The sequence below is a fragment of the Amycolatopsis sp. PSD-21 genome (assembly GCF_055561455.1).
In genome coordinates, this window is record NZ_CM145712.1 from 6,381,820 (window position 1) to 6,395,645 (window position 13,826).

The 13,826-nt window shown below is 70.2% G+C and carries 12 protein-coding genes; 6 read left to right on the forward strand and 6 right to left on the reverse strand.

Going from position 1 to position 13,826, the window contains the following annotated elements; genetic code table 11:
- Window positions 1-174: 174 nt before the first annotated feature.
- Window positions 175-744 carry an RNA polymerase sigma factor SigC gene (gene sigC / locus ACZ1DY_RS29800; RefSeq protein WP_126733658.1) on the reverse strand — a complete coding sequence of 190 codons (570 nt, stop codon included), beginning with the start codon at window positions 742-744 and terminating at the stop codon, window positions 175-177.
- 58 nt (window positions 745-802) lie between these two features.
- On the opposite strand from sigC, the gene ACZ1DY_RS29805 reads away from it, so the two are divergent.
- From ACZ1DY_RS29805 to ACZ1DY_RS29815, 3 genes are all read left to right on the forward strand, one after another.
- Window positions 803-1,531: a zf-HC2 domain-containing protein gene (locus ACZ1DY_RS29805; RefSeq protein WP_465481645.1), complete on the forward strand. Its 729-nt coding sequence runs from the start codon at window positions 803-805 to the stop codon at window positions 1,529-1,531.
- 207 nt (window positions 1,532-1,738) lie between these two features.
- Window positions 1,739-2,941 carry an ROK family transcriptional regulator gene (locus ACZ1DY_RS29810; RefSeq protein ID WP_465481646.1) on the forward strand — a complete coding sequence of 401 codons (1,203 nt, stop codon included), beginning with the start codon at window positions 1,739-1,741 and terminating at the stop codon, window positions 2,939-2,941.
- A 419-nt stretch (window positions 2,942-3,360) separates the two neighbouring features.
- Window positions 3,361-3,714, forward strand: coding sequence for a nuclear transport factor 2 family protein (locus tag ACZ1DY_RS29815; RefSeq protein ID WP_465481647.1), 354 nt, complete (start codon window positions 3,361-3,363; stop codon window positions 3,712-3,714).
- On the opposite strand, the gene ACZ1DY_RS29820 is transcribed toward ACZ1DY_RS29815, so the two are convergent.
- Window positions 3,711-4,217, reverse strand: coding sequence for a PaaI family thioesterase (locus ACZ1DY_RS29820; RefSeq protein ID WP_034319130.1), 507 nt, complete (start codon window positions 4,215-4,217; stop codon window positions 3,711-3,713). The two genes, ACZ1DY_RS29815 and ACZ1DY_RS29820, sit on opposite strands and share 4 nt — an antisense overlap.
- 72 nt (window positions 4,218-4,289) lie before the next feature.
- Here ACZ1DY_RS29820 and ACZ1DY_RS29825 point away from each other — a divergent pair, with 72 nt between their 5' ends.
- The 3 genes from ACZ1DY_RS29825 to ACZ1DY_RS29835 are packed head-to-tail and all read left to right on the forward strand — an operon-like array spanning window position 4,290 to window position 7,983.
- A complete protein-coding gene (locus tag ACZ1DY_RS29825) occupies window positions 4,290-4,847 on the forward strand; it encodes a TetR/AcrR family transcriptional regulator (protein WP_465481648.1) in 558 nt (185 codons plus the stop codon).
- Window positions 4,848-4,891: 44 nt separating this feature from the next.
- Entirely contained in the window at window positions 4,892-5,626 is a 735-nt protein-coding gene (locus tag ACZ1DY_RS29830; protein ID WP_257485428.1) for an HAD family hydrolase, read from the forward strand.
- Window positions 5,623-7,983 carry a glycoside hydrolase family 65 protein gene (locus ACZ1DY_RS29835; RefSeq protein ID WP_465481649.1) on the forward strand — a complete coding sequence of 787 codons (2,361 nt, stop codon included), beginning with the start codon at window positions 5,623-5,625 and terminating at the stop codon, window positions 7,981-7,983. Before ACZ1DY_RS29830 ends, ACZ1DY_RS29835 begins: the two co-directional genes overlap by 4 nt.
- A 4-nt stretch (window positions 7,984-7,987) precedes the next feature.
- Here the strand turns inward: ACZ1DY_RS29835 and ACZ1DY_RS29840 are convergent, their stop codons facing one another.
- The 4 genes from ACZ1DY_RS29840 to ACZ1DY_RS29855 form a co-directional block, all read right to left on the reverse strand.
- Entirely contained in the window at window positions 7,988-8,167 is a 180-nt protein-coding gene (locus ACZ1DY_RS29840) for a hypothetical protein (protein WP_126733665.1), read from the reverse strand.
- A 39-nt stretch (window positions 8,168-8,206) separates the two neighbouring features.
- Window positions 8,207-9,163, reverse strand: coding sequence for a Ppx/GppA phosphatase family protein (locus ACZ1DY_RS29845; RefSeq protein ID WP_126733666.1), 957 nt, complete (start codon window positions 9,161-9,163; stop codon window positions 8,207-8,209).
- Between the two features lie 215 nt (window positions 9,164-9,378).
- Window positions 9,379-10,419, reverse strand: a complete 1,041-nt coding sequence (locus ACZ1DY_RS29850; RefSeq protein ID WP_126733667.1) for an LLM class F420-dependent oxidoreductase — start codon at window positions 10,417-10,419, stop codon at window positions 9,379-9,381.
- An 80-nt stretch (window positions 10,420-10,499) separates the two neighbouring features.
- Entirely contained in the window at window positions 10,500-13,811 is a 3,312-nt protein-coding gene (locus ACZ1DY_RS29855; RefSeq protein WP_465481650.1) for a DUF885 domain-containing protein, read from the reverse strand.
- Between the last annotated feature and the right edge of the window lie 15 nt (window positions 13,812-13,826).

Below are 13,826 nucleotides of genomic sequence, written 5' to 3' on the forward strand. Positions count from 1 at the left end.
AGATCCCTTCGAGAGCGCGCGGAGAAGGCGGGGACCCTCGCGCGGCCTGGGGTCGGATGGCGACACGCTAGGCATCGGCATTCGGCCTAGTCAACGCGGAGTAGTCGGGTCGGCCCATCTGTGTGACGAGATGACAGCGAACGGCCCCGAATGTGTGGCGCGCCACAGCGAGGGCTAGATGGAGTCGCGCTCCCGGCCCGCTTCGAGCAGGTCTTCGCGGGCACGGGCGACACGCGAGCGCACGGTGCCGACCGGGCAGCCGCAGATCTCGGCGGCCTCGGCGTACGAGAGCCCCAGCACCTGGGTGAGGACGAGGACCTCGCGCCGCTCCGGGTCGAGCCCGTCGAGCAGCATCCGCAGCTCCACAAGATCCTCGAACCCGGCGACGCCCTCGGCCTGGCGGGCGCCACGCCGCTCGGCCGTGGCCTCCCAGTCGACGTCGGCGAGCTTCGGTCGTGCCGAAGCCGCCCGGATGCGGTCGACGACGACACGGCGCGCTATCGACAGGAGCCAGGTCCGCGACGAGGACCGGCCGGCGAACCGCCGCAGGCTGCCGAACGCCCGCAGGTACGTCTCCTGGGTGAGATCGTCGGCGGCGCCGACGTCGGCGAGGTGCGCGACGAAACGCCAGACGTCGGCCTGGGTGGCACGCACCCAGTCCTCGAGCGCCCGCCGGTCGCCGCGGGCGGCGGCGAGAGCGAGCTCGGTCACCCGCTCGTCGTCGTGGTTGCGCGGCCTGGCCATACGAGAAACGTAGCAGCGTCCCGGGAACCGGGGCAGGCCCGCGCCCGACAAGTGAGACGTGAAGTGCGAGACCTGCCGCGAGGCCCTGTCGGCCCGGCTCGACGGCGAAACCGAACCCGCCCCGCCCGAGGTGGTCGACCGGCACGTGGCCGGCTGCCCCGCGTGCCGCTCGTGGCTTTCGCGCGCCGAGCGGATGCACCGGGGGATGCTGCTGCGGCCCGCTCCCCCGGTCCCGGACCTCACCGCCGTCATCCTCGAACGCACCCCCGCCCCGCCGAGTGAGGGCTGGACGGCCAGGATCGCGCTCGCGCTGGTCGCGATCGCGCAGCTCGGCCTCGCCTTCGCCCAGCTCCTGGGCGTGGAAGACCACACCGCGGGACACGGCACGGAATCCCTGATCGGGCACCTTTCGCATGAAAGCAGCGCGTGGAACCTCGCCGTCGGTGTCGGCCTCGGCTGGGCGGCCGTCCGCACGAAGGCGGCGGCCGGGCAGCTGCCCGCGCTGACCGGTTTCGTCGCGCTCCTGCTGGCGTTGTCGGCGGGCGACCTCGTCACCGGGCAGGTGACCGCCGGACGGGTGCTCACGCACGGGTTGGTCGTCGCCGGGGTGTTGCTGCTGTTCGTGGTGAACCGCCAGCACCGGCTGCGCAACCGCCCCAGCCCGGCGACGACGGCCGGTTACCCGGATTCCCGCACCGCCGAACCGGACCACGAAACCGGCGAAGTCGCCGAACGACCCCGTCAGCACAGGGGTTTCCGGCGCCCGGCGAGCCGCCACGTGGCTTGAATCTTCTGGTCTAGACCATTACCGGTCACTGGGAGCACGCGCACGGATACCGGGTGAATCACGGTTTTTCGCGCGCGGCGTGCGCGATTCGCGGCGCGGGCACGTTTATCGTCGCCTTGGACCACCGAATGTAAACCTTCTTGCCCATTTCGGGCCGGAGGCGGATAACTTTGGTGGAACACCTTGGTTCGACAGGAGGCGAAGCTCGTGGTTGGCGCAGAAAACCCACCCGTCGGCACCCCCGCCGGGATGCGGAAGATCAATCAGCGCGCCGTGCTGGACCTCCTGCGCCGCAGCGGCCCGGCGACGCGGCCCCAGGTCGCGAAGGACACCGGGCTTTCGAAACCCACGGTGAGCCAAGCGTTACTGGCGCTCGAAGCGGCCGGGCTCGCCAGGGCGACCGGGCACACCTCGACCGGCACCGGCCGGTCCGCCGTCCTCTACGAAGCGGATCCCACGGCGGGCTACGTCCTCGGTGTCGACATCGGACGCGAGCATCTGCGCGTCGCCGTCTCGGATCTCGGCCATACCGTGGTCGCCCGCCGTGACGAGCGGAACACCTCGCGGTCGGGCACCGCGCTCGTCAGCGCGGTGGGCGCCCTCGCCGCGGCCACCGTGCGCGAAGCGGGACTGTCGCAGGCGGACATCGTCGTGCGGGTCCTCGGCTCCCCCGGCGTCGCCGACCCGGACAAACGCTGCTTCCGGCACGCGCCGAACCTTCCCGGCTGGGGCAAGGCGGGCCTGCTCGACGAACTCGAAGCCGTCCTCGGCCCGGATCTGATGGTCGAGAACGACGCGAATCTCACCGCCGTCGGCGAATGGGAACGCGGTGCCGCGCGCGGCGCGTCGGTGTTCGGCTGCATCACCATCGGCACCGGCGTCGGCATGGGCGTGATGGTCAACGGCCAGGTCTTCCGTGGCGCCACGGGCGCGGCGGGTGAGATCGGGTACCTGCCGTACGGCCAGTCGCACGCGGCGAGCGAAGGCGAGGACTCGCCGCCGGTCCGCGGCCACCTCGAAGAGGCGACGGCGGCGCAGTCCGTCGTCCGCGGCGCGCGCGAACTCGGCCTCGGCACGGCGAAATCGGCCCGCGAGGTCTTCCGGCTCGCCCGCGACGGCGACGAACTCGCCCTGCGCGCCGTCGAGGCGGAGGCCGACAGGCTCGCGTACACCGTGGCGTCGGTGGCGGCGGTGATCGACCCCGAACTGATCGTGCTCGGCGGCGGGATCGGCACCGCGGCCGATCTGCTGCTCGACCCGATCGACCGCGCCCTGCGTTCGTTCACGCCCCTGGTCCCGGCGGTCGTCCAGGGCGAACTGGGCGACGACGGGGTGCTGACCGGCGCGATCAGTGTCGGCCTGCGCGCCGCCGAGGGCCTGGTCTTCGAACGCAAGGTGGGCGCGGCTTAAGCCCGGGTCGGAAGTTCGCGTCGGCTCGCACCTGGCGAGCGGGTCGTGAGTGGCGTTTCGGGTTGTCGAGTGGCAAGTCGAATGTGGCGTGGTACTTGCGATCGGTCGCCGAGGGACCGAGTCTTCACCCCGTGCGATCACTCGTGGTTGATGGGGCGTGAGCGTCACCGCGGGTGAGGGGTGTGTGGAAATAGGGACGTTCAACGTCCCTATTTCCACACACCCCTCCCGTCACCGGCGGTCTGGCCGTCGTGACCGTACCGGTCACGCGGGGACTGTGTGGATTTCCGGTCATCCAACGCACCGAAATCCACACAGTGCGTCCTGGAGCCGGACGTTCCGCAGGCCCGCTGACCGGAACCCCTCCATAGGCAAGCCTTTACCTCCGCGGTAATCGACAGTGGAGGGACGATGTTCCTATGACCACAGCCAAGAAGATCGTCCTCGACTGCTTCGAGAACATGTTCGTGCACAAGGACTTCGCCGCCGCGGGCACGAACGTGCACCCGGATTTCGTCACCCACAGCCCGGGATTTCCTTCCGGCCGCGACGCTTTCGTGGAGGCGATGCGGAATTCGCCGATGGCGGGCGCGGACGTCTCGGTGAAACGCGTGATCGCCGACGACGAGCACGTCGTCGTGCACCTGCACGTCGTCCGGCCGGATGAGGAATCCGGCGCGGCCGTCGTCGACATCGTCCGCGTCGAGGACGGGCTCATCGTGGAGCACTGGGACGTCAAGCAACCGGTGCCGCCCGGCGCGGAAATGTTCTAGGGCTTGATGATCAGGCAGGTGCTCGACGCCGTCGCGAGCACCTTGCCCTGCCCGTCGCGGATGTCGCCCTCGGCGAACGCGACGCGCGAACCGGCCTTCACGACCCAGCCGTGCGCGCGGATCTCCCCCACCGAGCCGGAAATGGCGCGCAGGTAGTTCACCTTCAGTTCCACCGAGGTGTACCCCACACCGGCGGGCAGGGTCGAGTGCACCGCGCACGCCACCGCCGAATCCAGCAGGGTCGCCGCGACGCCGCCGTGCACGGTCCCGATGGGGTTGTACAGGGACTCGTCCGGCGTCGCGGCGATCACGACGTCGCCTTCGGCCACGCTCACCCAGCGCATGCCGAAATGCGCCGAGATCGGCGCCGGCGGGATCCGGCCCTCGGCGATCCCGGTCAGGTACTCGAGCCCGGACATTTCCCGGCCGAGCCGCGCGGTGGGCAGCGGATCCTGCCAGGTCACGGTCTTCTGCCTGGTCTGCCCGGTGACGTCGGTGGTCATGGCTGCCTCCTAAGACGATCGTCCTAGGCTTTCCTAAGACGGTCGTCCTAGTCAAGGGCTATGCTGAGCCACGTGTCCGACACCACGACTCGCGAGCGGATGATCTCGACGGCGATGAAGCTCTTCCGCCGCGAGGGCTACCAGGCGACCTCGTGGCGACGGCTGGTCGAAGAGGCGGGGACGCCGTGGGGATCGGCGTACCACCACTTCCCCGGCGGCAAGGAACAGCTCGCGGTCGCCGCCATCGAACTCGGCACCGCCGTCGTGTCCAAGACGGTCCGCCGCGCCTTCGAGCGCACCGAGACCGTCGAGGGCGCCGTGGCCTGGTGGTATCGCAAGGCGGGCGAGGCGCTGGCGGCCGACGACTACCGCGGCGGCTGCCCGCTCGCCACGATCACGCTGGAGATGGCGCACGCTTCGCCCGCGATCACCAAGGCGTGCCAGGACGCGTTCGCCGCCTGGCACACGCTGCTCGTCGAACTGCTCGGCGACGTCACGGATCCCGAAGACGTCGCGACGGCCATCATGAACAACCTCGAAGGCGCCCTGCTGGTCAGCCGGGTCCGCCGGTCGCCGGAGCCGCTGGACCGGGCCGCACGGCATGTCGCGCTCGTGATCCGCGCCTCCTGACGAAGCCGAGCGGGCACCGGCGAGCCCGGGTAGCGTGGCCAGACATGATCGGTCTGCCCGACACCATCACGGCCTGTCTCTTCGACCTCGACGGCGTGCTGACCGGAACCGCGGCCCAGCATCGCGAAGCGTGGAAACGCACGTTCGACGAATTCCTGCGCGCCCGCGACGGTGACTCGTTCTCGCCGTTCACCGACAACGACTACGCGGCCTACGTCGACGGAAGGCCGAGGGCCGACGGCGTCCGCACGTTCCTCACCTCGCGCGGGATCGAACTGCCCGAGGGAAGCCCGGACGACGGGATCGACGCCGCCACCGTCAACGGCGTCGGGAACCGGAAGAACCAGCTGGTGCTGAAGATCATCGAGGACGAGGGCGTGACCCCGTACCCGGGTTCCGTCCGGTACCTGGAAGCCGCGAAGGCGGCTGGGTTGCGCATCGGCGTGGTCACCTCGTCGGCCAACGGCGCGAAGGTGCTCGACGCCGCCGATCTCACCAAGTTCGTCGAAACCCGGATCGACGGGATCGTGATCGCCGAAAAGAATCTGCGTGGCAAACCCGCCCCGGATTCGTTCCTCGCCGGCGCCGAGGCGTTCGGTGTCGCACCGGCGAACGCGGCCGTCTTCGAAGACGCCCTCGCGGGGGTGCAGGCGGGCAAGGACGGCGGTTTCGGTTACGTGGTCGGGGTCAACCGCGCGCACCAGGCGGGCGAACTGCTCGCGCACGGCGCCGACGTGGTGGTGGACGACCTCGCCGAGCTCCTGGAGGACCGCAAGTGAGCGAATCGCTTTTCCGCGGCTACGAGGTCGCGCCCTGGGAGCTGCGCTGGCACGGGATGGACGTCGACGCGTTGCAGCGCACCGAATCGGCGTTCGCGGTGTCCAACGGGCACATCGGCCTGCGCGGCACACTGGAGGAGGCCGAGCCGCGCGGTCTTCCCGGCACCTATCTCAACGGTTTCTACGAACAGCACGATCTTCCTTACGCGGAAACGGGTTACGGCTATCCCGAAGAGGGACAGACGGTCGTCAACGTGACCGACGGCAAGGTCATCCGGCTGCTGGTCGAGGACGAGCCGCTCGACATGCGGTACGGCCAGGCGACCGAACACGACCGCGTCCTCGACTTCCGGAAGGGCACGCTCGCGCGCGACACCGTCTGGTCCTCACCGACCGGCCGCCGGGTCCGGGTGAAGACCGAACGCCTGGTCTCCTTCACCCAGCGGGCCGTCGCGGCGATCAGGTACGAGGTCGAGCCGCTCGACGACGAACTCCAGCTGGTGGTGCAGTCGGATCTCCTGGCGAACGAACCGATCGAATCCGACACGCGTGACCCGCGGGTCGCGGCGGCGCTGGAGTCGCCGCTGATCGGGGAATACCACCACGCGGAGGCGTATCACGCCGTGCTGGTGCACCAGACCCGGCGCTCCGGGTTGCGGATGGCCGCCGCGATGGACCACAAGATCGACGTCTCCGACGGCGTGCGCACGCATATCGAGGCCGAGGACGATCTCGCGCGGCTCACCATCGCCGTCGACGTGCCCAAGGGCGGGCGGCTGCGGATCACCAAGTTCCTCGCCTACGGCTGGTCCGCGCAGCGTTCGGTGCCCGCCGTGCGCGCGCAGGTCGAGGCCGCGCTGGCCGGGGCACGCCAGACCGGCTGGAAGGGGCTGCTCGCCGAGCAGAAGGCGTTCCTCGACGACTTCTGGGAGACCTCGGACATCGAGATCGACGGCGACGCGGAACTACAGCAGGCCGTGCGGTTCGCGCTCTTCCACCTCCTGCAGGCGGGAGCCCGCGGCGAGACGAGGGCCTTGGCGGGCAAGGGATTGACCGGCCCCGGCTACGACGGGCACGCGTTCTGGGACACCGAGACCTTCGTCCTGCCCGTGCTCACCTACAGCATCCCGGACGCCGCCCGGGACGCGTTGCGCTGGCGTCACTCCACTTTGGACAAGGCGCGGGAAAGGGCCACCCAGCTGGGTTTACGCGGTGCGGCGTTCCCCTGGCGGTCCATCAACGGCGCGGAATGCTCGGCATACTGGCCGGCCGGCACGGCTGCGTTCCACGTCAGCGCGGACATCTCCGACGCCGTCGTGCGCTATCTCAACGCCACCGGCGACGACGAGTTCATGCGGACCTGCGGCGCGGAACTGCTCCTCGAAACCGCGCGGTTGTGGTTGTCGCTCGGGCATTTCGACCGGCGGGGCCGGTTCCGGATCGACGGCGTCACCGGACCGGACGAGTACTCCGCGGTGGCGGACAACAACGTCTACACGAACCTGATGGCCCGCCGGAACCTGTTCTACGCCGCCGAAATCGTCGGCCAGCACGACGACATCGCCCGGCGGTTCGAGGTCGGCGCGGACGAGGTCGCGTTGTGGCGCAAGGCAGCCGACGCGATGCTGGTGCCCTACGACGAGGATCTCGGCGTACACCCGCAGTCCGAGGGGTTCCTGGAACACGACGAGTGGGATTTCGAGGCCACAGACCCCGATTTCTACCCGCTGCTGCTGAACTACCCGTACTTCGACCTGTACCGCAAACAGGTGGTCAAGCAGGCCGACCTCGTGCTCGCGCTGCATCTGTGCGGGGATTCCTTCAGCCCCGAGGAGAAGGCGCGCGACTTCGCGTACTACGAGGCGCGGACCGTACGGGACTCCTCGCTGTCGGCGGGAACTCAGGCGGTGGTGGCGGCCGAGGTCGGGCATCTCGAACTGGCCTACGACTACCTCGCCGAGGCGGCGCTCACCGACCTGCACGACGTGCACAACAACGTCCGCAACGGCCTGCACCTGGCCTCGCTGGCGGGCGCGTGGCAGGGCACCGTCGCCGGTTTCGGCGGCCTGCGCGACTACGGCGGCCGGCTGACCTTCGCGCCGAGGCTGCCGCCGCAACTCCGGCGGATCGCGTTCCGGCTGACCTTCCGCGGCACCCGGTTCCAGGTCGAGATCGACGGCGAGGGCGCGACGTACCACGTGATCACCGGGGAGCCGCTGGAACTGGCGCACCACGGCGAGACGTTCACGGTGACCGCCGAGCCGGTGCGGCTGCCGATCCCGGCGATCGACCCGGGTCCGGCGCCGGTGCAGCCCGCGGGCCGCGCTCCGGCGCGGAGGCGGCCGAAGGACGGGTGAGTGCTCAGTCCGGAGGCTCGACCGGTACCTCGCCGCTGCCCGGCACGCCGTCGACCTCCTTGGTGCCATGCGGCCCGATGTCACGGTTCGGCGCGCTGGGCACGTCGGTCTTCGGCTGGATCCCGCGAAGGTCGTCGAGGTCTTCTTCCTCGTCCTGCCCGAAGTTCTTCTTGCTTTCCCTCATGTGTCCGGGGTACCCGCTCGCGGCCGGATGCGCCAGTCCTCAGGCGGCTTTCGCCGGTTCGCCCTCCGGCGTGACCAGCCCGTCGAGCATGCCGAGCAGCAGCCCGTCCCTGGTGGACCACGGGCAGATGGCGACCTGGCCGCCGGCCAGCGTCAGCAGCGCCTCGGCGACGATCGCGCCCGCGAGCGCCTGGTGGGAGCGTTGCCGCGAGATACCCGGCAGCTCGGCGCGGCGTTTCGCGGGCAGCTTCGCCAGCCGCGGGATCCACGCGCGGAGGTCGTCGAGGTGCAGTTCCCTGGCGCGGGACGGCCGGTCCCCGGCGAGCCGGGCGAGCTGCCGCAGCACCTTGGAGCAGCCGACGGCGCGATGGTCGCGGATATGCGGGAGAACGTCCTGCATCGCGTCGCGGACCTCGTCGAGCACGTGTTCCCGCATCGCCCGTACCACCTTGGGCGACGGGCATTCGGTGGCGAACCAGTCCCGGGTCAGTGATCGCGCGCCGAGCGGCAGGGAGTGCGCGAACCCGGCCTCCTCGGCGTCCCCCGCGGCGAGCTCGACGGTCCCGCCGCCGATGTCGAGCACCAGCAGCCCGCCGGCGGAAGCGCCGTACCACCGGCGCGCGCCGACGTAGGCCAGTTCGGCCTCGCGGCGGCCGGTGAGGAACCGCAGTTTGACCCCGGTGGCCTTCGCGACGTCGCGGACGACCTGCTTGACGTTGGCCGCGTCGCGGATCGACGAGGTGGCGAGCGGATACACGTTTTCGACGCCGTGCTTGGCGGCCATCGTCATCCCCGCCTCGACCGCGGAGGAGACCGCGTCGATACCACGCCGGGTCAGGTTCCCGTCATCGTCGAGTTCCCGGTCCAGGCGCAGCCGCGTCTGGTGGTTCAGCGCGGGGTCGAGCGGCGAACCGCCCTTGGCCAGTACCACCAGCCGCGCGCCGAACGACCCGACGTCCAGGACCGCGGCGGACGGCTCGCCGATCTGCTTGCGCACGCGAGGCACCTCACCTTCGTCGCGAACGGATTCCCCCGAGGTCTCGCTTTCACTCCTGATAATGGCGGATTTTCCGGCCGTTCAGGCGTGGTTTACGTTCTCTTTCCACCGGGAGGCCGCTTTTTGACCACGAAGGGGTTATACCGGCGCAGGTCAAGTATACCGGATCGATACAGGTGAGAGGTTCGCCTCCCCGCCGCGTGCCCTGGTCCGCGTCAGTCGATGAGTTCGCGCAGCTTCGAAACCTGCGCGACGCGGGCCTCACGACCGGGCAGCAGCGGATTGACCACCAGCGTGGTCGCACCGGCCTCGCGGAACGCGGCGAGGCGCTCCTTGACGTAGCCCTCGGGCCCGATCAGCGAGATCGCCCGGATCAGCTCCTTCGGCACCGCCGCGGCGGCCTCGTCCTTCTTGCCGTCCAGGTAGAGGTCCTGGATGAGCTTCGCTTCGGCCTCGTAGCCGTACCGCTGGGCGAGACTGTTGTAGAAGTTCTTGCCGCGCGCGCCCATGCCGCCGATGTACAGCGCCAGCATGCCGCGCAGGTGGTCCAGCAGCCCTTCGACGTCGTCACCGATCGCCAGTGCGGTGCCGACGAAGGTGTCCAGCTCGCCCAGCGACGGGTCGCGCTTCGCCTTGCCCTCGGCCAGCGACGCGCCCCAGACCTCGGCGGCCTTCTCGGGGTGGAAGAAGATCGGCTCCCAGCCCTCCGCCAGTTCGGCCGTGAGCGCGACGTTCTTCGGGCCGATCGAGGCCAGCAGGATCGGGATCCGCTCGCGCACCGGGTGGTTGATCAGCTTCAGCGGCTTGCCGAGGCCCGTGCCCTGCTCGGGTGGCAGCGGGATCGAGTAGTGCGTTCCGGAGTGCACTACCTTCTCCCGCCGCCACACCTGACGGCAGATGTCGATGATCTCGCGGGTCCTGCCCAGCGGCGCATCGTACTTCACGCCGTGGAAACCCTCGATGACCTGCGGACCCGACGCGCCGATGCCGAGCGTGAACCGGCCGTCGGAGACGAAGTCCAGCCCGGCGGCGGTCATCGCGGTCAGCGTCGGCGTCCGCGTGTAGATCTGGAAGATGCCCGACGCGATCTGGACCCGTTCGGTCTTCGCCGCGACGTAGCCGAGCTGGCTGACCGCGTCGAACGAATAGGCCTCGGGGACGAAGACGATGTCCAGCCCGGCCTTCTCCAGCTCGACGATGTCCGCCACGCTGTCGGCGAAACCACCGGCGTAGCTGATCGCGGTCCCGATCCTCATCGGCATCTCCTCGTGAAGTTACTGAGCGCTCGCTTAGCGACAGTATGCGCCGGGACCGCGCGGTTCGCCTGTGTTCCGGCTCACTGCGCGGCCACCCACGCCTTCACCACGTCGTCCAGCACGCGCAGCGGCAGGATCCCGTTGCCCAGCACGACCTCGTGGAAGCCCTTGATGTCGAACCGGTCGCCGAGCGCGGCCTCGGCCTCCGCGCGGATCCGCTCGATCTCCAGCCGTCCCACCATGTACGACAGCGCCTGCCCCGGGACGGCGGCGTAGCGGTCGATCTCGGCCTCGATCTCGACCCTGGCCATCGGCGTGTTCTCGGCCAGGTAGTCGACCGCCTGCTGACGGCTCCAGCCGAGCGCGTGCATCCCGGTGTCGACGACGAGCCGCCCGGCGCGCATCGAATCCTGGGTGAGCATGCCGAACCTGGTCAGATCGCTGGAGTACAGGCCCATCTCGTCGGCGAGCCGCTCCGAGTAGAGGCCCCAGCCTTCGACGTACGCGTTGACGTCGGCGTGCCCGCGCAACAGCGGCAGGCCCTTGAGCTTGTGCGCGATGCAGATCTGGAAGTGGTGCCCCGGCACGGCTTCGTGGAAGGCGATCGCCTCGCTCGTGTGCTTCGGGCGCTGCTCGGCCTCGTGGGTGTTCGCGTAGTAGGTGCCCGGCCGCGAGCCGTCGAGCGACGCCTCGATGTAGTACGCCAGCGTGCCGCCGGGCGCCTCCGCGGGCGGGACCGGCTCGACCTGGCACCGCTCCTCGGGCACGGTCGAGAACCACTGCGGGGCGACGGCTTCGGCGCGGGTGATGGCGTCACGCGCGGCGTCGAGCAGTTCGTCGCCGTCCCGCCAGCGCAGGGCAGGGTCGGTGCGCAGCCGCTCGAAGATCTCGTCGAGATCCTTGGTGCCGAAGATCTTCTCGCCGAGCTCGCGGTACTGGTCCGCCAGTTTCGCGATCATGTCGAGGCCGGTGTCGTGCAGCTCCCGCGCGGTGCGCTCGGTGGAGGTGTGCGCGCGGATCAGCGCGGCATACTTCTCCTGCCCGCCGGGGAGCGCGCAAAGACCCGGCTCGGTTTCGGGCTTCGCCACGGGACGCAGCTCGTCGGCGAGGAAGTCGCGGTACCGCCGGTAGGCGGGCCGGACGACCTCGGCCAGCAGCCGGTCGCGTTCGGTTTCGTAACCCTCCACGGAGACGGACGCGGTGAGCGCCAGCGGATCCCCCGCCTCGTCACCGAGATAGCGCTCCACGTAAGCGATCCCGCCTTCGACGAGGAAACCGGGCGGGACCAGCCCGTCGGCCGCCGCCGCGCGCTGGCGCACGATCAGGGCGTCCAGATAGGCGCCCATGCCTTCCAGCCGCTTCAGGTAGCCGCGGACCTTTTCCTCGTCGTTCAGCGACAGGACGGCGAGTTCGTTGAGCATGAACAGCGCGGGCGACGCCAGCCCGTCACTGACCGAGAACTCGGCGGCGCGCGAATCGACGACGTCGACCATCGCCCTCGCCTGCTGGATCACGACCTCGCGGGTGACCGCCTCGGCCGGGGAAAGGCCTTCGGTGTCCAGGGCTTCGGCGCGCTCGGCGATGGCGACCGCCGACGCGCGCTGCGCGGCCGCGGCCTCCGCGCTCGGATCGGGCAACGCGCCTTCGTCACCGGGAAGCCCGAGCAGGGAACGCCACAGCGGAAGTTCCTCGAACTTGAGCTCCATCAGCTCGTCGGCCAGACCGTTCGGGGTGTCGCCGTGGCCGGCGACCCAGTCGCGGACCACGCCGTCCAGCACCGACAGCGGCAGCGAACCGCCGCTGAGCACGACGTCGTGGAAGGCCTTGATGTCGAACCGGCTGCCCAGCTTCAGTTCGGCCTCGGCACGGATGCGCTGGATCTCCAGCCGTCCCACCATGTACGAGAGCGCCTGCCCGGGGAAGGCGATGTACCGGTCCACTTCGGACTCGATCTCCACCGGCGCCATCGGCGTGTTCTCGGCGAGGAAGTCGATGGCCTGACGGCGGCTCCAGCCCAGCGCGTGCAGTCCGGTGTCGACCACCAGCCGTCCGGCGCGCATCGAATCCATGGTCAGCATGCCGAGCTTCGCGACGTCGTCGGAGTACAGGCCCATCTCGTCGGCGAGCCGCTCGGTGTACAGGCCCCAGCCCTCGGCGTACGCGGTGAAGTCGCCGATGCGGCGCAGCAGCGGGAGCTCGGTGAGGCCCTGGGCGAGGCTCAGCTGGAAGTGGTGGCCGGGGATGGCCTCGTGGAACGCCGTCGCCTCCGCCGCATGCCGGAACCGCTCCTCCGCCTTGTGGGTGTTGGCGAAGTAGATGCCGGGCCGGGAGCCGTCGACCGCGGGCCACATGTAGTAGGCGGCGGGTGCGCCGGGCGCGGATTCGGCGGGAACCGGCTCGACCGTCCACGGCTGCGGCGGGATCCGGCCGAACCACTTCGGCGCCTCGGCCTCGGCCCTGGTGATGGCCGCGCGGGCGGAGTCGAGCATCTCGTCGGCGCCGGACCAGCGCAGGGCCGGGTCGGAGCGGAGCTTGGTGAAGATCTCCTGGAGATCGCTGGTGCCGAAGACCCGCGAGCCGTACTCGCGGTACTCGGCGGCGAGGCCCGCGATCACGTCGAGCCCGGTCTGGTGCAGCTCGCGCGGGGTGCGGTCGGTCGTCGTGTGCATCTCGGCGAGCAGGGCGTAGATGCGCTCGCCGTCGGGCAGCCAGCAGACGCCGGGCTTGTCCTCGGGGCGGCCGTGCGGCGCGATCTCCTTCGCGAGCACCTCGCGGTACTCCGCGATCGCGGGCCGGACGACGTCACGCAGCAGCTCGGCGCGGCGGGTCTCGAAGTCCTCGTCGGGCGCGGGCTGGCGCAGCAGCGGATCGGCCGACGGCTCGGCGAGGTGCCGGTCGAGGTAGGCGACGGCGGCGTCGACGAGGTACGCGACCGGGACCAGCCCGCGGGCGACGCCGTCCCGGTGCCGCTGCGCGGCCTGCCGCAGGTACTCCGGGATCGCGGCGATCCGCCCGAGGTGCGCCTCGGCCTGCGCGCCCGTCCCGACCGACATCATCGGCAGCACGGTGAGCACCTCGGCGGCGGGCGAGATGAACAGGTCACTGACGGTGAACTCGACGAATCGCGAGTCCAGCAGGGCGATCCTGGCCCGGGCCATCGCGATCAGGACGTCACGGGTGGTCTTCTCCTCCGCGCTCAAACCGTCGGTGGCGAGTGCCTCGGCCCGCTCGGCGAACCCGGCCAGCCGCGCGCGGAAGGCGTCCCCCGCGGCCTCGCTGAGATCGCCGAGACCGGTCGATTCCGGACGGAAGCCCTGCAAGGCGGGCATGACCGGCTCGGCGTCGAAGAGGGCTTCGACGAACTCGTCGGCGAGGGCGGAGACTTCGCTCATGTTTTCTTTCCCCAG